Origin of the sequence: Vibrio sp. 1F263 (assembly GCF_041439035.1) — a bacterium.
Lineage (GTDB): Bacteria > Pseudomonadota > Gammaproteobacteria > Enterobacterales > Vibrionaceae > Vibrio > Vibrio tasmaniensis_A.
On sequence record NZ_JBGONI010000001.1, the window covers coordinates 198,984 to 220,198 of the forward strand.

Consider the following 21,215-nt stretch of genomic DNA (forward strand, 5'->3'; position numbering starts at 1 on the left):
TTTGCTATTTCTTTATCTGTCTTTTGGATCAAGCGCGTCGCGCAGACCATCACCTACGTAGTTAAAGCAGAACAGCGTAACTACCATGAATGCCGCTGGGAATGCCAATTGCCAAATAGCAACTTCCATTGTTTGCGAGCCTTCTTGTAATAGCGCGCCCCAACTTGTCATAGGCTCTTGAACACCAAGACCAAGGAAAGATAAGAATGATTCAGTAAGGATCATGCTCGGAATAAGTAGCGTCGAGTAAACCGCAACAATACCCAATACATTCGGTACGATATGACGTGTAATGATCTTCCATTTACTTACACCACATACGTGAGCAGCCTCGATGAATTCTTTGCTACGTAGACTCAACGTTTGACCACGTACGATTCGTGCCATATCGAGCCAAGCAATAGCACCGATAGCAACAAAGATAAGTACAATATTACGACCAAAGAATGTTACCAGTACGATCACAAGGAACATGAATGGTACTGCGTACAAGATCTCTAGGATACGCATCATCACTCGGTCAGTACGACCGCCAATGAAACCTGAAGCTGCACCGTAAAGCGTACCAATCAGTACCGCTACAAATGCGCCCATCACACCAACCATCAGAGAAATACGGCCGCCGATCATCGTACGGACGTATAAGTCACGACCTAAACTGTCGGTACCAAACCAATGATCCGCATTTGGACCAACGTGCATTGCGTACCAATCAGTATCATCGTAAGCATGCTGCGCCAACATAGGTAAGAAGATTACCGATAGCACCATGATAATTAGAATGAACAGGCTTATCATTGCCGCTTTGTTGCGCATAAAACGAATACGCGCATCCTGCCACAAACTACGACCTTCAATTTCCAGATTCTCAGAGAATTTTTCGATCGCTTCTAAGTTTTCTTTTTTCTTCAACATAACCATGCGTCCCTGTTAGTAGCGAATTTTCGGGTCAATAAGCGCTAGTAAAATATCAACGATAGCGTTGAACAAGATGAATAGGAAACCAATCAAAATGGTTACACCCATTACTAACGAGTAGTCACGGTTAAACGCGGCGTTAACAAACAGCTTACCGATACCCGGTAGGCCGAAGATGGTTTCAACAACAACTGAACCTGTGATGATACCTACGAAAGCAGGCCCCATATATGAAACAACAGGTAGCATTGCTGGCTTAAGCGCATGTTTAAGAACGATATAACGGTAACTTAGGCCTTTAGCACGAGCAGTACGGATAAAGTTACTGTTTAGAGTTTCAATCATGCTACCGCGAGTGATACGAGCAAAGGTAGCTACATATAGAAGAGACATCGCAATAACAGGTAGCACAATGTACGCGAAGGTGCCGCCATGCCAACCACCTGCTGGGAATATATTCCAGTGCAGGGAGAAAAGGTAAATAAGCGCTGGTGCCAATACGAAGGATGGCATCACCACCCCGAGCATGGCTGTCGACATTATGGTGTAGTCGACCCAGGTATTGTGCTTCAACGCGGCTATAGTACCGACGGTGACCCCCATAATTAGCGTAAAGATAAAGGCAACGAAGCCTACCTTCGCAGATACTGGAAGCGCAACAGCAATCAGCTCATTTACTGTGTAATCTTGATATTTGAAAGATGGACCAAAATCACCCTGAAGGATGTTGGTTAAGTACGTGGTGTACTGTTCAAATACTGGTTTATCTAAGCCGTATTTAGCTTCGATGTTAGCCATAACTTCTGGCGGTAATGGACGCTCGCTTGAAAACGGGTTACCCGGTGCGAAACGCATGAGAAAGAAAGATATAGTGATCAACACCAACATCGTTGGAATCGCTTCAAATATCCTTTTCATAATGAATTTAAGCATAAACTCACTCTTTCAGTCTGTGACAATTAAAATTAGAAAGACGCTACATGCGCGTATTACGCATGTAGTGTCTGTATCGTTATAGTTATATTAACTTTTAGAATCGAAGCTTATTGAGCCTTGATGTATAAGTCTTTCGAGAAGATCTTATCTTCCGCGTTATTAGTAGGGAAGCCACCAACGTGCGGATTTAGTAGACGTGATTTCACGTATTGGTAGATAGGTGCGATAGGCATATCGTTAGCCATTAGCGCCTCAGCTTCAAGGTAAAGTGCTTTACGCTCTTCTTCTGAAGTCGAGTTCAGTGCTTTATCAATGATTTGATCGTAAGCCGCGCTGTCGTAGTGAACACCACCGGTAGTGTTGTTACTCTTCATTAGCGTTAGGAATGACGACGCTTCATTGTAGTCACCACACCAACCAGCACGAGCTACTTCGAAGTCACCAGAATCTTTAGAAGATAGGTAAGTTTTCCACTCTTGGTTTTCAAGTGTAACTTTAAGACCCAGTGTTTTCTTCCACATAGAACCTAGTGCTACAGCAATCTTCTTGTGGTTTTCAGAAGTGTTGTAAAGTAGGTTGAAGTTTAGTGGATTGTCTTTACCGTAACCCGCTTCTTCAAGAAGACGTGCCGCTTCTACGTTACGTTCTTTTTGAGACATTGTACCGTACTGAGGAAGCTCAGGATCGAAGCCCGCTGTGATTTCAGGCGTCAGGAAATATGCTGGTTTTTGACCTTGCGCTAAGATAGCGCCAGTCACGATGTCACGGTCAATTGCGTAAGAGATAGCCTTACGTACGCGAACGTCATCAAATGGAGCTTTCTTCGTGTTGAAGATGTAGTAGTAAGTACACAAGTTACCTGCTACAGATACGTCTTCTGCGTGCTCTTTCTTAAGACGCTTGAAGTGCTCAGTTGGAAGTTCATTTGTGAAGTCGATTTCACCAGATAGGAAACGGTTCATTTCCGCAACTTGGTTTTCGATTGGTAGGAAGGTTACTTTGTTTAGAACAGTTTTATCGTTGTTCCAGTATTGGTCGTTACGCTTTAGAACTAGACGTTCGTTAACAACCCACTTATCAACAGAAAATGCGCCGTTACCTACGAAGTTACCCGGCTTAGTCCATTGGTCACCGAATTTTTCAACAGTTGCCTTGTGTACTGGCTTCACTGTTGTGTGGCCCATCATCATGACGAAGTATGGTACCGCTGTTTCTAATTCAACAACAAGTGTGTTTGCATCTACAGCTTTAACGCCTAGCTCACTCTTGTCTTTCTTACCCGCTACGATGTCTTTCGCATTCACCATCTTGGTATATTCCATGTACCAAGCGTATGGAGAAGCAGTGGCAGGATCAACTGCACGTTTCCAGCTGTAAACGAAATCTTCAGCTGTTACAGGATCGCCGTTAGACCATTTTGCATCTTTGCGTAGGTGGAAAGTGAATGTTTTGTTGTCTGTCGTTTCCCAGCTCTCAGCAACGCCAGGGATAGTATTACCTTCACCGTCCTGGTTCACTAGACCTTCTAGAAGATCACGAATTACGTGAGATTCTGGTACACCTTGAGATTTGTGTGGATCGATAGTCGCAACTTCAGTACCGTTACCGCGAACAAGTTCCTGAACTTTTTCTAGTTCTGTACCTGCTGGAACTTCAGCAGCGATAGAAAGAGTAGAAGTGGCAGCCACTGCCAAACCAGCACCTAGAAGAAGGGCCTGAGTGATTTTATTCTTGTACATTTAATAAACTCCAAGTTTTTCGTATTGCATCCATGACTTCTTTGCTAAGTTCACTGAACGGCAGTGATTTAGATTTATTTAGCTTAAAATATAAGCATAAAAATCTAAAACCTTACAAAGATTGAGGCACACACTATCAACCATTGAAGTAATTTGCCATAAACAAGTCGCAAAAAATCGGATAATTCTCCGAAATACTCAAGGTATCAGTGTAAATATCTAATAAAATCCTAATGAATAGTGAGTTACACATAGGGATTTATTAAATAACAGCCTTTAGTGTTGATGTATCTGTGTTGATACTTTTTTTTAGCATCTTATGCTAGAACACCTTTGATAAGTTAACATTAATGCCACATTAAATCTAAGTGCACATCACATATCCCCTAAATAGACTGTACTATTTGTGAGGGTTATCACTTTATACAAAACAGCATAATGCACTGCACCAAAACAGATGCAGAGCTGCACCAGTACAGAAAAAATAAGTCAAAGCATTTATATGCAACTTGAATGACTAATCATTTAATAAATACCCTATTTTTTATAAATGACTTTGTTGCACGCACAAAAAAACCGACGTTCAACGTCGGCCTTATTACCTAAGTCCTAACCTGAAATGCGTTATCACGTTAAGGACGAAACATTATGTGGGATAATTTACTTTTCCCAGCGCTCTGCAGCTTTGGTATCAGAATCGCGAGAATCAACCCAGCGAGTTGTTTCAGTGGTACGTTCTTTTTTCCAAAACGGCGCTTTAGTTTTGAGGAAGTCCATAACAAACTCACACGCTTCGAAGGCAGCCCCTCGGTGCGCACTGGATACACCAACGTAAACAATCTGGTCACCGATATCTAGATCACCAACACGGTGAATCACTCGCATCTTCTGAATAGGCCAGCGCGCTTCAGCTTGATCACAGATCTCGCTCAGCGACTTCTCTGTCATTCCGGGATAATGCTCTAGAGACAAACCAATCACGTTGTCGCCAAGGTTCATGTCGCGAACTTTACCAACAAACGTCACTACCGCTCCTGCAGCTGTGCCTTGAGCTAGATAATCATATTCGTCACCCACAGAAAAATCTTCTGCCGTAACTACTACTCTTGGATCAATAACTCGAGAGTCGTTCATGGCTAACCTCCAGTAACAGGTGGGAAGAAAGCCACTTCATCGCCGTCTTTCACTTCAGTTGTCAAAGGTACGATTGATTGGTTAAGCGCAGCCAGAAGTTTGCCCTCCTCCAATGCGATATCCCATTTGCCTTCTTGTGTTACAAGGTGGCTGCGAATCGCTTCAATAGTATTGAATTGTGCATCGACTTCTAGGCTATCGACACCGACAAGTTCACGAGTTTGAGCAAAGAACAGTACAGTAATCATGATTCCACCTTGAAGTGACCAGATTTACCACCCGTCTTCTCTAACAGGCGTACATTTTCGATAACAATGTCTTTTTGAACAGCTTTACACATATCGTAAATCGTTAGCGCAGCAACGGAAGCAGCCGTAAGCGCTTCCATCTCAACGCCCGTCTTACCCGCAAGTTTACAAACAGATTCAATGCGAACCTTGTTTTCAGACTCGATAGCTTCTAGCTGCACTTCTACTTTAGTTAGTAGTAGAGGGTGACACAGTGGAATCAAGTCCCACGTTTTCTTTGCCGCTTGAATGCCAGCAATACGTGCCGTTGCGAAAACATCACCTTTATGGTGGCTGCCAGAAACAATCAGTTCTAGCGTTTCTGCTGACATTTGAACAAAAGCTTCTGCTCTCGCTTCACGTACAGTTTCCGCTTTAGCCGACACATCGACCATGTTCGCTTCACCAGACGCGTTAATGTGGGTAAATTGGCTCATGCTCAAACCACCTTATACAGAAAGATGTGGCATGAAGTTACAAGGACGGTGGCTAGCATCCATCTGTTGCTTGATGATCTTAGTCCAACCGGTGCGACAAGCACCTGTAGAACCTGGCATCGCAAAGATTACTGTGTGGTTAGCAAAGCCCGCAATCGCACGAGATTGAATCGTCGATGTACCAATCTCTTCGTAAGACACTTGGCGGAATAGCTCACCAAAACCTTCTACTTCTTTGTCGAACAGTGGCTTAAGTGCTTCTGGGGTGCAGTCACGAGAAGTGAAACCCGTACCGCCCGTGATCATGATCGCTTGAACGCTGTCATCAGCAATCCACTGAGATACGATCGCACGGATCTTGTACATGTCATCGATAACAATTTGCTTATCAACCACGTTGTGACCAGCTTCCTTAGCATGCTCAGCTAGGTAACCACCTGACGTGTCATTTTCTTCTGTACGAGTATCTGAAACCGTTAGTACTGCAATGTTCGCTGCTTGAAATTTGCTTTCTGCGTGACCCATTTGTTCACCTATATAAATTTTTCATTAGACTGATTCGCCCAGCTTAAAGAAGCTGAGCGATAAAATGCTTTAGAGTATATAGCGGGTTAACCGCCGATTGACGCCAAATTTGGAGTCATGCCGCTGTTGCCATCATGTAAGAAGTGGCTAACGGACTTGGTTTGAAGCTGAGCCTGAATTCGATCAATGAGCTCTTGCTCTTGTTGATCTTCTTGAATCAGATCTCTCAGTTCAACACCATGGTCGCCAAACAGACATAAGTGAAGTTTACCGGTCGCAGAAACACGCAGTCGGTTACAACTCTCACAAAAGTCTTTCTCGTAAGGCATGATCAAACCGATTTCACCCTGGTAATCTGGGTGGACAAACACTTGCGCAGGGCCATCATTAACGGCTTTGACTTTTAACAGCCAACCATTAGCAATAAGCTGGTTGCGAATCGCAACGCCGGACACATGGTGTTTATCGAACAACTCGTCCATCTCGCCGGTTTTCATCAGCTCGATAAAACGTAATTGAATAGGTTTGTCTTTGATCCAATTAAGGAAGGCTGGTAATTCCTGACTGTTGAGGTCTTTCATTAATACAACGTTGACTTTGACTTGTTCAAAGCCAACCTCAAACGCTTTATCAATACCTCGCATAACCTCAGTAAACTTGTTCTCACCAGTGATCTGATGGAACATGCGCGAATCTAAGCTATCCACGCTCACGTTTATATGGGTTAAACCAGCATCACGCCATTGCCCTACTTGTTTCTCCATGCGGTAGCCATTGGTTGTGGTGGCTACTTTTTCGATGCCTGGAGTAGAAGCAACGGTATGTATGATTTCAGGAAAGTCTTTACGCAGACTCGGCTCTCCGCCAGTAATGCGGATCTTTGAGGTACCACAATCAGCAAACGCTTTAACAACGCGTTTGATCTCAGGAACACTTAAAAAAGACGAGTTTTTTTGCCCTGACGGTTTATAACCATCTGGCAAGCAGTAAGTACATTTAAAGTTACAGACGTCTGTAACCGACAAGCGCAAGTAATAAAACTTGCGATGGAATCTATCTTCGAATTGTTGCGCCACGGAACACCTTTCCAAACACGGGAGGCATAATCATTTCCAATTAAGCCCTTGTGACAACATGTCACTGGCTCTTGATGCGTATCGGTACAGCAAATACCACTGTGCGACTTAGCATGCGAGAGCTCGGAGTTATGGCAACTGCGCTTTATATTCACACGCGCAGTAGCTGAGTAATAAAATACTTAATATTTGTACGTGAATCTAGCTTTGATGACAAAAAACGAGTCACATCGGCAAAAAAAACGTATCAAACCCTCAAAATAACTCTTGTTGAGTATCTGACGAGAAGCATTTAACCTAAATTATAGTTGGTAATAATCTAACAAGAACAAAAAATGAATATTTACTCTTCAAAAAAAGTGGTCGCAATTGGTGGTGGTCACGGCTTAGGTCGTATGCTTGCGGCATTAAAAGACTTTGGTAGCAATGCGACAGGCATTGTTGCAACCACAGATAACGGTGGATCAACCGGGCGTATTCGAGATTGCCAAGGTGGCATCGCTTGGGGTGATACTCGTAACTGTATCAACCAGCTAATCACCGAGCCTTCGATCAGTTCGATGATGTTCGAATACCGATTTCGCGGTCAAGGTGAACTCGATGGTCACAACCTCGGAAACCTGATGCTTACTGCGCTAGACAACCTTTCTGTTCGCCCATTGGAAGCAATCAACCTGATTCGTAACATGCTTAAGGTCGATGTAAATATTGTACCAATGACGGAACACCCTTCCGATCTCACCGCTTTATCAATGGACGGCCGTTGGGTAACCGGCGAAACCAACGTTGATGACATGACAGAAAAACTGCGCATGATGGACTTGTCTCCAGAAGTGCCTGCGACCAGAGAAGCCGTTGCAGCTGTCGAACAAGCAGACTGTATCGTGCTTGGTCCGGGAAGTTTTCTAACCAGTGTTATGCCGCCCCTTCTACTGCCAGAGATTGGTAAAGCGATCGCAGGTAATACTAAAGCCAAGGTGATCTTCGTTGAAAACCTGTCGCCAGAGCATGGACCTGCAGGGAAAATGACGCTACAAGAGCAATTGGAGTGGTGTGAACGTACCTGCAAGACAAGAAAGATCGACATTGTTTTGGGTAACGCGCCCCATCCGGAACTTGAAGGGCTATGGAATTGCGTGACTACTGACCTTGCCTCTCCAAATAGAGATTGGAGACACGACCGCGTAAAACTCCAACAAGCAATTAGGGATCAGTTGGTTTAAGTCAGTTTTCTGAATCTATTTACCAAACAAAAACAAAAAGGAGCACGATGCTCCTTTTTAAATTCATTGATGACAGACCACTTTAGAGCGTTAAAGCTCTGTCATTAACTGCTGGTACTCTTGGTAGGTGGATAACAAAATATCCTGCATACCTTGAAAGTCGACCTCTGTCATTGGCAGCGCTTGTTTCACTTTTGCATCTAGGCTAATCGCAAAACTACACAAAGAGTCCGCTCCAAAGCTCGCAGCACTACTCTTAAGTGCATGGCTAATATCCGCTAAATACTTAGATGTGTCTGACTCTTTATTTAGCTCTAAATGTTCGTAGTATCCCTTCAGTTCACCTAAAAATATTTCCAGTAACACTGGGACATTCTCTTGCCCTATTTCACCGGCAAGCTCATCAACTTTTTGCTGATTTAATATTATCATCATTGCTCTTTTCTTATTATTTGGTGATTACTGCTTCGCATTCCATGTTTGCAATTTTCGGTATATCGTCGATGGACTGACATCCAAGAAACCTGCCGCACGAGGAACGTTACCGTCACACGCTTTGATGGCCTGTTCGATAGCCGTTTTCTCAGTGATCCACAATGGGAAAATATCTTTTACCGTGATGTCTTCGTTCTGCTTCTCTTTTAAACGGAGACTGTTTTCAATTGGTTGGTTCAATGGCGGTGGAAGCATATTGAGAGTAATCTCTTTACCATTATTCAGTACCACTACATTTCGCAACACATTTTGTAACTGACGAACGTTCCCCGGCCACTCATATTGATTAAAGCGATCGAGTACTTCTTCAGCAAAACGTACGAACGCCTTGCCTTCTTCGACAGACATATAACCCAGCAATGAATATGCAATTTCGATGACATCGTCACCACGCTCACGCAATGGCGGCAAATGCAATGGAATCACATATAAACGGTAGTATAAATCTTCTCTAAAGCGACCTTCTTGAACTTCCTTCCAAGGGTCGCGGTTCGTTGCACATACGAAACGAACATCCACACTCTTCATCTTCGAAGAGCCGACTTTTTGAAAGGTACCAGTTTGAATGAAGCGGAGTAGCTTAGTTTGCAGCTCTAAGTCCATTTCGCACAATTCATCGAGGAACAGGGTTCCACCATCTGCAAGTTCAGCTGCGCCTTGTCGATCCGTTGCCGCTCCAGTAAAGGCCCCTTTAACGTGACCAAACAATTCACTCTCAATCAAATCTTTAGGAATCGCTGCACAGTTAATTGCGATAAATGGCTTATCGCCACGCTTACTCGCAGCGTGAATGGCTTCAGCACATACCTCTTTACCGGTACCACTTTCACCTGTGATGAAAATACTGGCTTTGCTCGATGCGGCAGAATCGATCGTTCGGTAAACCTGCTGCATGGTTTGACTACTGCCAATAAAGCCTTGATAGTTCTGATTTCCTGGATTTTCCGAGCTATTTTTAAGTTTAGTGGCTTTGCGGATCGCGTTGTTCACCGTAATACGAAGTCGGTCGGCTTCACACGGCTTGATAAGGAAATCTTGGGAACCATGTCGCATGGCTTCTACTGCGGTATCAATAGAGCCGTGAGCAGTCATGAAGATAACGGGAACTTCCGGATATTTTTGTTTTACAGCAAACAGTACATCCATACCCGTCATATCGGGCAGGCGTAGATCTAATAAAATGAGGTCTGGGATTCGATGGTTCAAACTCTCGATTGCATCGCGGCCAGTACCAACAATGTTAATATCAATTTCGAGCGGTGTAAGATACGATCGATATAACGCTGCTACCGACGCGGTATCTTCTACCATTAACAAATACTTCGATTTGTTATCTAACGTTTTTGATTGCATATCCTAGCCATTTATAATTTGCATTTCTTATTATAATCGCATTCCGCTTTGCATTATGCAAATTAACCACACTATTTATACTGTGTTCGTTTGCTTGCTTCAAACAATCAATGTGTTATCTATTTGGCACGAACGATGCAGTTATCTAAGTGACCTTCGGGTCACCTAGCCAACTGACGTTGTTAGTGGACAGAGTGTCCACAAACGTAAGCCAGTAGAACGTTTCCTACTGGCTGTTTTTTTGTCTGAAGCACTCTCAATTCTTATTATATGGGTATAAACGCCTTAAGTAAGAAGTAAGGTTAGCTATTAGAAATAAACTGCTTTCTCAATTGTTCAATTTCATCACGCTTCTGTGCCGCCAATTCAAATTCCAAGTTCTGAGCATGCTGATACATCGCCGCTTCCAGTTTACTGATCTCTTTATCGAGCTGTTGTGGCGTCAGCACTGCATAGTTTTCAGAAGGTTCTGCCACCTTAGATAGTGGAACTTGCTTAGATTGTCGCTGTTGTTTCGACTTGGTCAGGTCACCCAACTCCATAATGTCTTTGATATTACGTTTAAGCGCTTGCGGCGTGATACCTTGCTCTTCGTTATAGGCCTGCTGTTTCTCTCTACGGCGGTCGGTTTCATCAATCGCCTTTCTCATCGACTTGGTAATCGAGTCACCATATAGAATTGCTCGACCTTCCAAATTACGAGCTGCACGGCCAATGGTCTGTATCAAAGAACGTTCAGAACGTAAGAAGCCCTCTTTATCAGCATCAAGAATCGCCACCAGCGATACTTCCGGCATATCTAAACCTTCTCGAAGTAAGTTAATGCCCACTAACACGTCAAACTCGCCCAAACGTAGGTCTCTGATAATTTCTACGCGTTCAACGGTATCGATATCAGAGTGCAAGTAACGAACTTTAACGCCATGCTCACTCAGGTATTCAGTTAAGTCCTCTGCCATTCGCTTAGTTAGCGTCGTGACAAGTACACGCTCTTCTTTCACTGAACGTATTCTGATTTCAGACAATAGGTCATCAACCTGAGTCGCGACAGGCCTTACTTCAATAATTGGGTCTAACAAACCAGTAGGACGCACCACTTGATCAGCAATCTCACCATCTGATTTCTCGATTTCGTAATTGCCTGGCGTGGCCGACACAAAAATCGTTTGCGGGGCAATAGACTCAAACTCTTCAAACTTCATCGGACGGTTATCCAGTGCCGAAGGCAGACGGAAACCAAATTCAACCAAGGTTTCTTTACGAGAGCGGTCACCTTTATACATCGCACCAATTTGCGGCACGGTCACGTGTGACTCATCGATAATCAACAGACCATCATCAGGCAAGTAATCAAATAACGTCGGAGGCGCTTCCCCTTCAGCACGGCCACTCAAGTATCGTGAATAGTTTTCGATACCAGAACAGAAGCCAAGCTCGGTCATCATCTCGATATCAAACTGAGTTCTTTGAGAGATACGCTGTTCTTCTAGAAGCTTATTATTGTCTTTTAAATATTGAGCTCTATCACGCAACTCATCCTTAATCTTCTCAATCGCTTCAAGGATTTTCTCTCGTGGAGTTACATAGTGCGTTTTTGGATAAACCGTAAAGCGAGGCAGGTCTCTTTGCTTAACCGCACCAGTTAGTGGGTCAAAGATGCTGATGCAATCGACTTCATCATCGAACATTTCAATTCGCACGGCATCTTGGTCAGATTCAGCCGGGAAGATATCAATCACTTCACCACGCACGCGGAATTGACCTCGTTCAAATGCGACGTCGTTTCTTGAATATTGTAGCTCCGCCAAACGGCGCAAAATATCACGCTGATCCATAACCTCACCACGACTCAAGTGAAGCATCATTTTCAAATACGACTTAGGATCACCAAGACCATAAATAGCCGATACAGAAGCCACAATGATGGCGTCTTTTCGCTCCAATAAGGCCTTGGTCGCCGAAAGTCTCATCTGCTCGATATGAGCATTCACCGACGCATCTTTCTCAATGAACGTATCCGTGGTTGGTACGTAGGCTTCGGGCTGGTAATAATCGTAGTAAGATACGAAGTACTCAACGGCATTATTTGGGAAGAATGACTTCATCTCACCATAAAGTTGAGCTGCCAGAGTCTTATTAGGCGCTAACAATATTGCAGGTCTTTGAGATTGGGAAATGACGTTAGCCAGGGTAAAGGTTTTACCAGAGCCCGTTACCCCTAATAGAGTTTGATGCGCCAAACCAGAATCTAGTCCATCTAATAATTTGGTAATTGCCGTCGGCTGGTCACCGGACGGACTGTAGTCCGATACCAAGTCAAAGAGTTTACTCATAGGTCGCCATTTCCATACTGTTTATTTAATCAGGTCATTGTCACTCTAGGAGGAGTGTCGTTGCAACTATTATCTAGAGAAATGCATCTTAAGATTAGATATCAGTTATAGCTTTTATTTTTGGAACTTGGTATTATCCGTGCCCCTGCAAGATCTATTCAGCTAAATTACTCGATTTTTAATCCACTACTTTTCCCCAAAAAATCTTAAAATAGCACTTGTTTTACTGTTTATTTTATAATCTTAAAAAGTTATACAATCGTAATGTTTCGATATAAAACTTTTAAATACATCACGTTACCGCAGATTTTAACATTTTCAGATTTATCCCAATTATTGTTGTTAAAGTTTCACGCACATACTTATCCACAATTTTGGTGGATAACTAAAGCAAAGCTAAATCTGATAAGGCGTTCAAGAAAGTAAAGTTTTTTATCTTATTTTTTTCTGTGATTTTTTATTGACAGAAAATAGGAGTCTTATTAGAATTCGCGTCGCTAACAAGCAATTCCCCTTTAGTTCAGTTGGTAGAACGGCGGACTGTTAATCCGTATGTCGCAAGTTCAAGTCTTGCAAGGGGAGCCAAATTCAGAAAAAAGCTCAATCGAAAGATTGGGCTTTTTTCGTATATAACTGCGACTAACTTGTTCCAAGTTAATGTCACACCCGAATCGTCGGACCGTGCTACCCGCCCGCGTTTAAGTCTCGACAAGGGGGCCAAATTTAAAGAAGCAGCATCACTCGATGCGGCTTCTTGCGTTTTAGCGTACTCACTTTCCTAAAAGCCCTCTAAGCAACCGAGCAACAGCCCTGAGTTAGCAACAATCAATTGACTCAAAAGTTCGCTATTTACTTCAACCAATTTCGACCTTTTGGCCGAAGACAAAAGTGAAATCACTGAGTACTCAAATGATCTGACAAAGATCATTGTGATATACCGCTGCACGCTCACACCATCAAAATCTATGTCTATACTTACTGCAGCTTTGGTAATCAATCGATTACCTGATGTTTTTTTCACCAAGTGTCTAAATCCCTAGTGATCCTTGGTTGTTATTAGGTGAGCAAAACAGGATAATATCGGGATCGGAATCTCAAGAATTAATCCATTATGACCGAATACCTTTTGTTGTTGGTTGGCACAGTGCTAGTCAATAACTTTGTGCTAGTGAAGTTTTTAGGGCTATGTCCATTTATGGGCGTCTCCAAGAAGTTGGAGACTGCTATTGGCATGGGCCTCGCGACGACTTTCGTTCTAACGTTAGCGTCGGTATCTGCATACCTAGTAGAAACCTACATCCTTACCCCTCTGGGTATTGAATACCTGCGTACCATGAGTTTCATCTTGGTTATCGCGGTGGTTGTTCAATTTACGGAAATGGTCGTTCACAAAACCAGCCCAACTCTATATCGCCTGTTGGGTATCTTCCTGCCTCTTATCACCACCAACTGCGCGGTGTTAGGTGTGGCACTTTTGAACATCAATGAAAACCACAACTTCATTCAGTCGATCATCTATGGTTTCGGCGCGGCTGTTGGTTTCTCTCTTGTTCTGATCCTATTTGCTGCGATGCGTGAGCGTATTGCGGTTGCTGATGTTCCTATGCCATTCAAAGGTGCATCGATTGCGATGATCACAGCAGGCCTAATGTCTCTGGCATTTATGGGCTTTACTGGGTTGGTGAAATAAGCATGAGCACCATCTTAATTGCAATCATTGCACTCGCCGTTTTAGCCGCCGTTTTTGGCGCTATCTTAGGCTTTGCTTCTATCCGCTTTAAAGTAGAAGCCGATCCGATCGTTGATCAAATCGACACTATATTGCCGCAAACTCAGTGTGGCCAGTGTGGCTACCCAGGTTGTCGCCCATACGCAGAGGCGATCGCTAACGGAGATAAGATCAACAAATGTCCTCCCGGCGGCCAAGCAACCATTGAGAAGCTTGCAGATTTAATGGGCGTAGAAGTTGAAGACTCCGCTCATGACTTAGATAACAAAGTAAAAACCGTTGCCTTCATTCACGAAGATATGTGTATCGGCTGTACTAAATGTATTCAAGCCTGCCCTGTTGATGCCATTGTTGGTGGCACCAAGGCACTTCACACAGTAATCAAAGATGAATGTACAGGTTGTGATCTATGTGTCGCACCGTGCCCTACTGACTGTATCGAAATGATTCCAGTGGCAACAACGACTGAAAATTGGAAATGGCAGATGAACATCATTCCTGTTACTGATATCACTAACCAAGCAACTGATGCGACCGCGTCAGAGCCTAAGGCATAGGGTTAGTATGATCTCTTTAATTGAACAAATTCGCACGGGCTCTATTTGGAACTTCCCGGGCGGTGTGCACCCTGCTGAAAACAAGAAACAGTCGAATACTACTGATATCGTGCATGCAAGGCTCCCAGAAGAAATCGTTCTTCCAGTGAAACAGCACATCGGTAAGCCTGGTAACTTATTGGTTGCTGTCGGTGATGCCGTACTCAAAGGTCAACAACTGACGGCCTTAGAGACTGGTTTTACTTTGCCAGTACATGCACCAACATCGGGTGTGATTACCGCTATCGAACCAAGAACGACCGCTCACCCTTCTGGCTTGAGCGACGTGTGCGTGGTTATTAAACCTGATGGCTTAGACGCTTGGATTGAAAAAAATCCAGTTGAAGATTTCTCGACAAAGACTTCTGACGAACTGCTTGATGTGATTCGCCAAGCTGGTATTTCAGGCATGGGCGGCGCAGGCTTCCCTACGGCTAAGAAACTTCAATCAGGCTTAGGTCGTACCGACATTTTGATCGTCAATGCTGCGGAATGTGAACCTTACATCACCTCTGATGACAAGTTGCTTCAAGAACATGCCGACGAAGTATTGAAAGGCATCGAAGTGGTTGAACACATTCTTCAACCAAAGCTGACGGTTATCGGCATTGAAGACAACAAACCAGACGCGATAAAAGCACTTGAGATTGCAGCGAAAGACAAAGATATCGTCATTCGTGTTATCCCAACTAAATACCCTTCAGGTGGTGAGAAACAGCTGATAAAGATCCTTACTAATAAAGAGGTTCCAGCTGGCGGCATCCCTGCAGACATTGGTGTTTTGGTTCAGAACGTCGGCTCTCTTTACTCGATTAAGCGAGCGGTAATTGACGGCGAACCTGTGGTTAACCGCGTTGTGACATTAACCGGTAAAACCTTTAAGCAACCTCGTAATGTTTGGGCGCTATTAGGCACACCAGTACATGAGTTACTTGAAGAGTTTGGCTACAAAGCCGATAAAAAGCTTCCGCGTTTGATTTTGGGTGGCCCTATGATGGGCTTCACCTTGCCACATGCCAATGTGCCAATCACTAAAACGTCGAACTGTATTTTAGCGCCAACGCGTCGTGAGATCTCTCCAAGCACTTACGAGATGGAATGTATTCGTTGTAGCGCGTGTGCCGAGGCTTGCCCCGCATCACTTCTTCCTCAACAACTGCAATGGCATGCGAAAGCCAACGAGTTGGATAAGTGTGAAGAACTGAATATTAAAGACTGTATTGAATGCGGAGCTTGTGCATTTGTCTGCCCAAGTGAAATTCCTCTTGTTCAGTACTACCGCCAAGCAAAAGCTGAGATCAAAACTCGAAAAGATGAAGCCGCTGCAGCAGAGCGCGCCAAGATTCGTTTCGAAGAGAAAAACGCTCGTATGGAGCGCGACAAAGCAGAACGTGAAAACCGCTTTAAGAAAGCAGCTGACAACCGTCGTAAAGACATGAAATCAGCCGACGGTGACGATGCAATTGCTGCGGCGATTGCGCGTGTTAAGGCACAAAAAGCCGCGGCAGGCCAAGCTCCTGTTGCGGAACCAGCGGTGAAACCTGCGGTTGCTGCTGCGATTGCCAAGGCAAAAGCAAAACAAGCTGCGGCTCAGAAAGCGGATAGCGCTGAACCAGACAATTCTGAAATGTCGAAACTGCGTGAAGAACGTAAACGACAAGCTCGAGAGCGCAAGGCACAACAAGCAGCAACTGATGCTCCTGCTGAAAGCTCTGGTGATGGCAAAAAAGATGCCGTTGCTGCAGCTATTGCTCGCGCTAAAGCCAAGAAGGCTCTACAAGTGGAATCTTCTACTCAAACCGAAAGCGAGGCTCCAGTTGCAAGTACTGGCGACGCTAAGAAAGATGCTGTCGCTGCGGCCATTGCTCGCGCTAAAGCCAAGAAAGCTCAACAAGCGGAATCAGCTACTCAAACCGCAAGTGAGGCTCCGGCTGAAAGTACTGGCGACGCTAAGAAAGATGCTGTCGCTGCAGCTATCGCTCGCGCTAAAGCCAAGAAAGCACAACAAGCAGAATCGACTTCTGAGACTCCGGCTGAAAGTTCTGGCGATGCCAAGAAAGATGCTGTCGCTGCGGCTATTGCTCGCGCTAAAGCCAAGAAGGCTCAACAAGCGGAATCTTCTACTCCAACAGCAAGCGAAGCTCCGGTTAAAAGTTCTGGCGATGCTAAGAAAGATGCTGTCGCTGCAGCTATTGCTCGCGCTAAAGCCAAGAAAGCTCAACAAGCGGAGTTAGCGTCTGAAGCTTCAGCTGAAAGCTCTGGCGACGCCAAGAAAGATGCTGTCGCTGCAGCTATCGCGCGTGCTAAAGCGAAGAAAGCTCAACAAGCGGAATCAGCTACTCAAACAGAAAGCGAAGCTCCAGCTGAAAGCTCTGGTGATGCCAAGAAAAACGCTGTCGCTGCTGCTATCGCTCGTGCTAAAGCCAAGAAAGCACAACAAGCAGAATCGACTTCTGAGACTCCGGCTGAAAGTTCTGGCGATGCCAAGAAAGATGCTGTCGCTGCGGCTATTGCTCGCGCTAAAGCCAAGAAGGCTCAACAAGCGGAATCTTCTACTCCAACAGCAAGCGAAGCTCCGGTTAAAAGTTCTGGCGATGCTAAGAAAGATGCTGTCGCTGCGGCCATTGCTCGCGCTAAAGCAAAGAAAGCACAACAAGCTGAATCTTCTGCTCAAACCGAAAGTGAAGCTCCAGCTAAAAGCTCTGGCGATGCTAAGAAAGATGCCGTCGCTGCGGCCATTGCTCGTGCTAAAGCCAAGAAAGCACAGCAAGCTAAGCAGGCCGAAACTGAAGAAACCGCTTCTGAACCTGAGATTGAACCTTTAGTTGAAATAAAGGCTGAGACTCAACAAGAGCCTGTCGATCCTAAAAAAGCTGCTGTTGCCGCTGCAATAGCTCGCGCTAAAGCAAGAAAGGCACAACAAGCGAAACAGGAAGAGTCAGTAGAAACACCTGAATCTGTGGTTGAACCTGTAGTTGAATTAAAGGCTGAAACTCAACAAGAACCAGTCGATCCTAAAAAAGCAGCGGTTGCTGCAGCGATTGCTCGTGCTAAAGCAAGAAAGGCGCAGCAAGAGCAAGACAAAAAGAATAATGAGGAGAAAGAGTAGTGGCCTTCTTTATCGCCAGCTCACCGCACGCGCACAATCGTAGAAGCACCCCTGATCTCATGAAATGGGTCGCTATTTGTGCATTGCCAGGTCTACTAGCTCAAACCTACTTCTTTGGATGGGGTACGCTCATCCAGTTAGTATTTGCTATTGCACTTGCTGTTACCTTTGAAGCCGCTGTAATGCTGCTAAGAAAACGCCCGCCAGTGATGGCATTGCGTGATTACAGTGCGGTTGTGACCGCTTGGCTACTCAGTGTCGCTATTCCCCCACACTCTCCATGGTGGATTCTCGTCATCGGTATGTTCTTCGCTATCATCATCGCAAAACACCTTTATGGCGGCCTTGGGCAAAACCCATTTAACCCTGCGATGGTGGCTTACGTTGTTTTGCTGATCTCATTCCCAGTTCAAATGACCAGCTGGAATGCGCCGACCAGTTTAACTGCTGAAGCTACGAGCTTTGTTGACTCCTTCTTGATGATCTTTACTGGTTTCAATAATGAAGGCTTGTCTTTACAACAAGCACGCCTTGGTATTGATGGCACCACTATGGCGACGCCACTCGATGCCTTCAAAACCGCACTAACGGCAGGTAACACGGCTTCTGAAGCTCTGTCTCAACCTCAATTTAGTTGGTTAGCTGGCGTGGGTTGGGAATGGGTAAACCTTGCTTACCTTATTGGTGGCTTAGTGCTTATCAAGCAACGCGTGATTCAATGGCATATCCCAGTAGCGTTTCTGGGAAGCTTGACCCTATTTAGCCTAGTGTTCTTGATGTTCACTCCTGGCGAGACCGCATCACCGACCATTCATCTATTGTCTGGTGCGACTATGCTCGGCGCATTTTTCATTGCGACCGACCCAGTTTCAGCATCCACGACAGTCAAAGGTCGCTTGGTGTTTGGTGCTCTGATCGGCGGTTTAGTCTTTATCATCCGCAGTTGGGGTGGTTTCCCTGATGGCGTGGCGTTTGCTGTATTGTTAGCCAACATGTGTGTTCCACTGATTGACTACTACACCAAACCTCGTACATACGGCCACTAAAGGGAGCGGATACCATGCTAAATGCAATTAAGAAAAACGGCCTTGTACTCGCGATTTTTGCGTGTGCTTCGACGGGTTTGGTCGCGGTAACTCACTACCTGACCAAAGATCAGATCAAACAACAAGAACAGGCTCAGTTACTGTCTGTGCTTAACCAAGTGATCCCGCACGATCTACACGACAACGAGCTGTTTTCGTCTTGTACTTTGGTTCAAGCAGAAGAGCTTGGTACTGAACAAGCGATGCCGGCTTACATTGCTAAAATCAATGGTGAGCCGAGTGCGATTGCGATCGAGGCGATTGCCCCAGACGGCTACAACGGCGCGATTAAAGTGATTGTTGGAATGAAGATCGACGGTACTATTTTAGGTACTCGCGTGCTTTCTCACCAAGAAACGCCAGGTTTGGGTGATAAGATTGATTTGCGTGTAAGTGATTGGATTCTTTCGTTTGCAGGCAAACAAGTTACAGATTCTAATCTTGACCGTTGGAAGGTCCGTAAAGACGGTGGTGACTTTGACCAGTTTACTGGTGCAACCATCACACCAAGAGCGGTCGTGAAGTCAGTCAAACAAGCGGTTCAATACGTTAACCAAAACAACCAAGCATTGCTTGCTCAACCTCTAAATTGTGGTGGTGAATAATGAGTGACCATAAAACACTGATCAAAAATGGCATGTGGGCCAATAACCCTGCCCTAGTGCAACTTCTTGGGTTATGTCCGCTGCTGGCTGTATCGTCAACAGTCACTAACGCACTTGGGCTAGGTATTGCTACCTTGCTTGTACTGGTCGGCTCAAACGTTTCTGTTTCTTTGGTTCGTAACCATGTACCAAAAGAAGTGCGTATCCCAGTATTCGTAATGATCATTGCCTCGCTAGTAACCTGTGTTCAATTGCTGATGAACGCTTACGCCTATGGGCTTTACCTATCTTTAGGTATCTTCATCCCACTGATCGTAACCAACTGCATCATCATTGGCCGAGCGGAAGCCTTCGCGTCTAAAAACGAAGTTTTACCTGCTGCTCAAGATGGTTTCTGGATGGGGCTTGGCATGACATCGGTACTGGTTGTATTGGGTGCAATGCGTGAGGTTATTGGTAACGGAACTCTATTTGATGGCGCAGACCTACTCCTTGGTGATTGGGCTTCGGTGTTACGAATCCAGATATTCCAATTTGATAACAGCTTCTTGTTAGCCCTGCTACCACCCGGTGCCTTCATTGGTGTTGGTTTCTTGATTGCTTTGAAAAACATCATCGACAACCAAGCTAAATCTAGACAGCCAAAACAAGAAAAACCAGCTATTGAACGCGCTCGCGTTACCAATGCCTGATAAGTTACAGTAGCTTAAATCCTGCTGAGTAGCTCAACAGCTCAGCAGGTAAATAGATTGACCAAGTACACATAATAATGACGCTCATAAGAGCGCGTAACCGATGATAAAGCCTGAACCATTGCGAAACTTGTTATTTTAAAACGAGTAAGTTTGAAAGAACTTCGCCGGAACTCAAGCCCTAACTATTTGAAAGTAATGTCGCTATGAACAATGTAAAACGAGTAGAAATACTTGAGCGTTTGAGAGAAAACAATCCAAAGCCAGAGACTGAGCTTAACTGGAACAGTCCATTCGAGTTGCTCATCGCCGTGCTCTTATCTGCGCAGGCAACCGATGTCAGCGTCAACAAAGCCACTGATAAGCTTTACCCTGTGGCTAATACTCCACAGGCTATTTTCGATCTAGGTGTCGATGGCCTAAAAGAGTACATCAAGACCATTGGCCTGTTTAACTCAAAAGCAGAAAACACCATCAAAACATGTCGTATGCTGCTTGACCTACATAATGGTGAAGTACCGGAAGATCGCGCTGCATTAGAAGCCCTTCCAGGCGTTGGCCGCAAAACTGCAAACGTAGTGTTAAATACCGCCTTCGGTTGGCCAACGATTGCCGTTGATACTCACATCTATCGTGTATCAAACCGCACTAAGCTAGCAATGGGTAAAACGGTCGATGATGTTGAAGCTAAGCTACTTAAAGTCATCCCAAAAGAATTCAAACTGGATGTCCACCATTGGCTCATTCTTCATGGACGTTACACCTGTGTGGCGCGTAAACCACGCTGTGGCAGCTGTATCATTGAAGACTTGTGTGAGTTCAAGGAAAAAACCGACGTCTAGGCTAGCTCTAAGCGAATGAAGCTAAGAAGCTAAGAAGCTAAGAAGCTAAGAAGCTAAGAAGCTAAGAAGCTAAGAAGCTAAACAATGCCGCATTTTTCTAG

Annotated in this window: 19 protein-coding genes, 1 tRNA gene and 1 riboswitch; of the genes, 9 read left to right on the top strand and 11 right to left on the bottom strand. The window is 44.8% G+C overall.

Translation table 11 applies throughout. The features are described 5' to 3' along the window. Nucleotides 1–12 precede the first annotated feature (12 nt). The 8 genes from oppC to moaA form a co-directional block, all read right to left on the bottom strand. The gene (oppC, locus tag ACED25_RS00830; protein WP_009848636.1) at nucleotides 13–915 is read right to left on the bottom strand and encodes an oligopeptide ABC transporter permease OppC; all 903 of its coding nucleotides are present in this window, start codon (nucleotides 913–915) and stop codon (nucleotides 13–15) included. A 15-nt stretch (nucleotides 916–930) separates the two neighbouring features. Next, nucleotides 931–1,851, bottom strand: a complete 921-nt coding sequence (gene oppB, locus ACED25_RS00835; RefSeq protein ID WP_012603542.1) for an oligopeptide ABC transporter permease OppB — start codon at nucleotides 1,849–1,851, stop codon at nucleotides 931–933. A 110-nt stretch (nucleotides 1,852–1,961) separates the two neighbouring features. Further along, complete coding sequence (locus ACED25_RS00840) at nucleotides 1,962–3,593, bottom strand: ABC transporter substrate-binding protein (protein WP_371694427.1); 1,632 nt, start codon at nucleotides 3,591–3,593, stop codon at nucleotides 1,962–1,964. 660 nt (nucleotides 3,594–4,253) lie between these two features. After that, the gene (moaE, locus tag ACED25_RS00845; protein ID WP_371694428.1) at nucleotides 4,254–4,727 is read right to left on the bottom strand and encodes a molybdopterin synthase catalytic subunit MoaE; all 474 of its coding nucleotides are present in this window, start codon (nucleotides 4,725–4,727) and stop codon (nucleotides 4,254–4,256) included. A gap of 2 nt (nucleotides 4,728–4,729) precedes the next feature. Next, the gene (moaD, locus tag ACED25_RS00850) at nucleotides 4,730–4,975 is read right to left on the bottom strand and encodes a molybdopterin synthase sulfur carrier subunit (RefSeq protein WP_009848640.1); all 246 of its coding nucleotides are present in this window, start codon (nucleotides 4,973–4,975) and stop codon (nucleotides 4,730–4,732) included. After that, nucleotides 4,972–5,451, bottom strand: coding sequence for a cyclic pyranopterin monophosphate synthase MoaC (gene moaC / locus ACED25_RS00855; RefSeq protein WP_004734026.1), 480 nt, complete (start codon nucleotides 5,449–5,451; stop codon nucleotides 4,972–4,974). Before moaC ends, moaD begins: the two co-directional genes overlap by 4 nt. A 12-nt stretch (nucleotides 5,452–5,463) precedes the next feature. After that, nucleotides 5,464–5,976, bottom strand: coding sequence for a molybdenum cofactor biosynthesis protein B (gene moaB / locus ACED25_RS00860; RefSeq protein WP_371694429.1), 513 nt, complete (start codon nucleotides 5,974–5,976; stop codon nucleotides 5,464–5,466). Between the two features lie 86 nt (nucleotides 5,977–6,062). Continuing rightward, a complete protein-coding gene (gene moaA / locus ACED25_RS00865; RefSeq protein WP_029223023.1) occupies nucleotides 6,063–7,052 on the bottom strand; it encodes a GTP 3',8-cyclase MoaA in 990 nt (329 codons plus the stop codon). Next, nucleotides 7,041–7,193, bottom strand: a riboswitch (molybdenum cofactor riboswitch). It overlaps the preceding gene by 12 nt. Nucleotides 7,194–7,387: 194 nt before the next feature. On the opposite strand from moaA, the gene ACED25_RS00870 reads away from it, so the two are divergent. After that, nucleotides 7,388–8,275 (top strand): YvcK family protein, encoded by an 888-nt coding sequence (locus tag ACED25_RS00870; RefSeq protein ID WP_371694430.1) that lies wholly within the window; start codon nucleotides 7,388–7,390, stop codon nucleotides 8,273–8,275. 90 nt (nucleotides 8,276–8,365) lie between these two features. Here ACED25_RS00870 and luxU read toward each other — a convergent pair whose 3' ends face one another. The 3 genes from luxU to uvrB form a co-directional block, all read right to left on the bottom strand. Further along, complete coding sequence (gene luxU, locus ACED25_RS00875) at nucleotides 8,366–8,710, bottom strand: quorum-sensing phosphorelay protein LuxU (protein ID WP_009848644.1); 345 nt, start codon at nucleotides 8,708–8,710, stop codon at nucleotides 8,366–8,368. 24 nt (nucleotides 8,711–8,734) lie between these two features. Beyond that, nucleotides 8,735–10,123, bottom strand: coding sequence for a quorum-sensing sigma-54 dependent transcriptional regulator LuxO (gene luxO, locus ACED25_RS00880; protein ID WP_371694431.1), 1,389 nt, complete (start codon nucleotides 10,121–10,123; stop codon nucleotides 8,735–8,737). A gap of 302 nt (nucleotides 10,124–10,425) precedes the next feature. Further along, complete coding sequence (gene uvrB, locus ACED25_RS00885) at nucleotides 10,426–12,456, bottom strand: excinuclease ABC subunit UvrB (protein ID WP_017103578.1); 2,031 nt, start codon at nucleotides 12,454–12,456, stop codon at nucleotides 10,426–10,428. Nucleotides 12,457–12,965: 509 nt separating this feature from the next. Between uvrB and ACED25_RS00890 the strand changes: the two genes are divergently transcribed. From ACED25_RS00890 to nth, 8 genes are all read left to right on the top strand, one after another. After that, nucleotides 12,966–13,041: transfer RNA gene (locus ACED25_RS00890), tRNA-Asn, on the top strand. Nucleotides 13,042–13,567: 526 nt separating this feature from the next. Further along, entirely contained in the window at nucleotides 13,568–14,146 is a 579-nt protein-coding gene (rsxA, locus tag ACED25_RS00895; protein ID WP_004734039.1) for an electron transport complex subunit RsxA, read from the top strand. A 2-nt stretch (nucleotides 14,147–14,148) separates the two neighbouring features. Next, nucleotides 14,149–14,742, top strand: coding sequence for an electron transport complex subunit RsxB (gene rsxB / locus ACED25_RS00900; RefSeq protein WP_004734040.1), 594 nt, complete (start codon nucleotides 14,149–14,151; stop codon nucleotides 14,740–14,742). Between the two features lie 7 nt (nucleotides 14,743–14,749). Beyond that, on the top strand, nucleotides 14,750–17,890 hold the full coding sequence (gene rsxC, locus ACED25_RS00905) for an electron transport complex subunit RsxC (protein WP_371694432.1): 3,141 nt from the start codon (nucleotides 14,750–14,752) through the stop codon (nucleotides 17,888–17,890). Beyond that, nucleotides 17,890–18,936, top strand: a complete 1,047-nt coding sequence (rsxD, locus tag ACED25_RS00910) for an electron transport complex subunit RsxD (protein ID WP_371694433.1) — start codon at nucleotides 17,890–17,892, stop codon at nucleotides 18,934–18,936. Before rsxC ends, rsxD begins: the two co-directional genes overlap by 1 nt. 14 nt (nucleotides 18,937–18,950) lie before the next feature. Beyond that, nucleotides 18,951–19,580 (top strand): electron transport complex subunit RsxG, encoded by a 630-nt coding sequence (rsxG, locus tag ACED25_RS00915; protein ID WP_012603532.1) that lies wholly within the window; start codon nucleotides 18,951–18,953, stop codon nucleotides 19,578–19,580. Next, nucleotides 19,580–20,272, top strand: a complete 693-nt coding sequence (locus tag ACED25_RS00920) for an electron transport complex subunit E (protein WP_017088559.1) — start codon at nucleotides 19,580–19,582, stop codon at nucleotides 20,270–20,272. Before rsxG ends, ACED25_RS00920 begins: the two co-directional genes overlap by 1 nt. A gap of 206 nt (nucleotides 20,273–20,478) precedes the next feature. Beyond that, nucleotides 20,479–21,114, top strand: coding sequence for an endonuclease III (gene nth, locus ACED25_RS00925; protein ID WP_010437137.1), 636 nt, complete (start codon nucleotides 20,479–20,481; stop codon nucleotides 21,112–21,114). Nucleotides 21,115–21,215 lie beyond the last annotated feature (101 nt).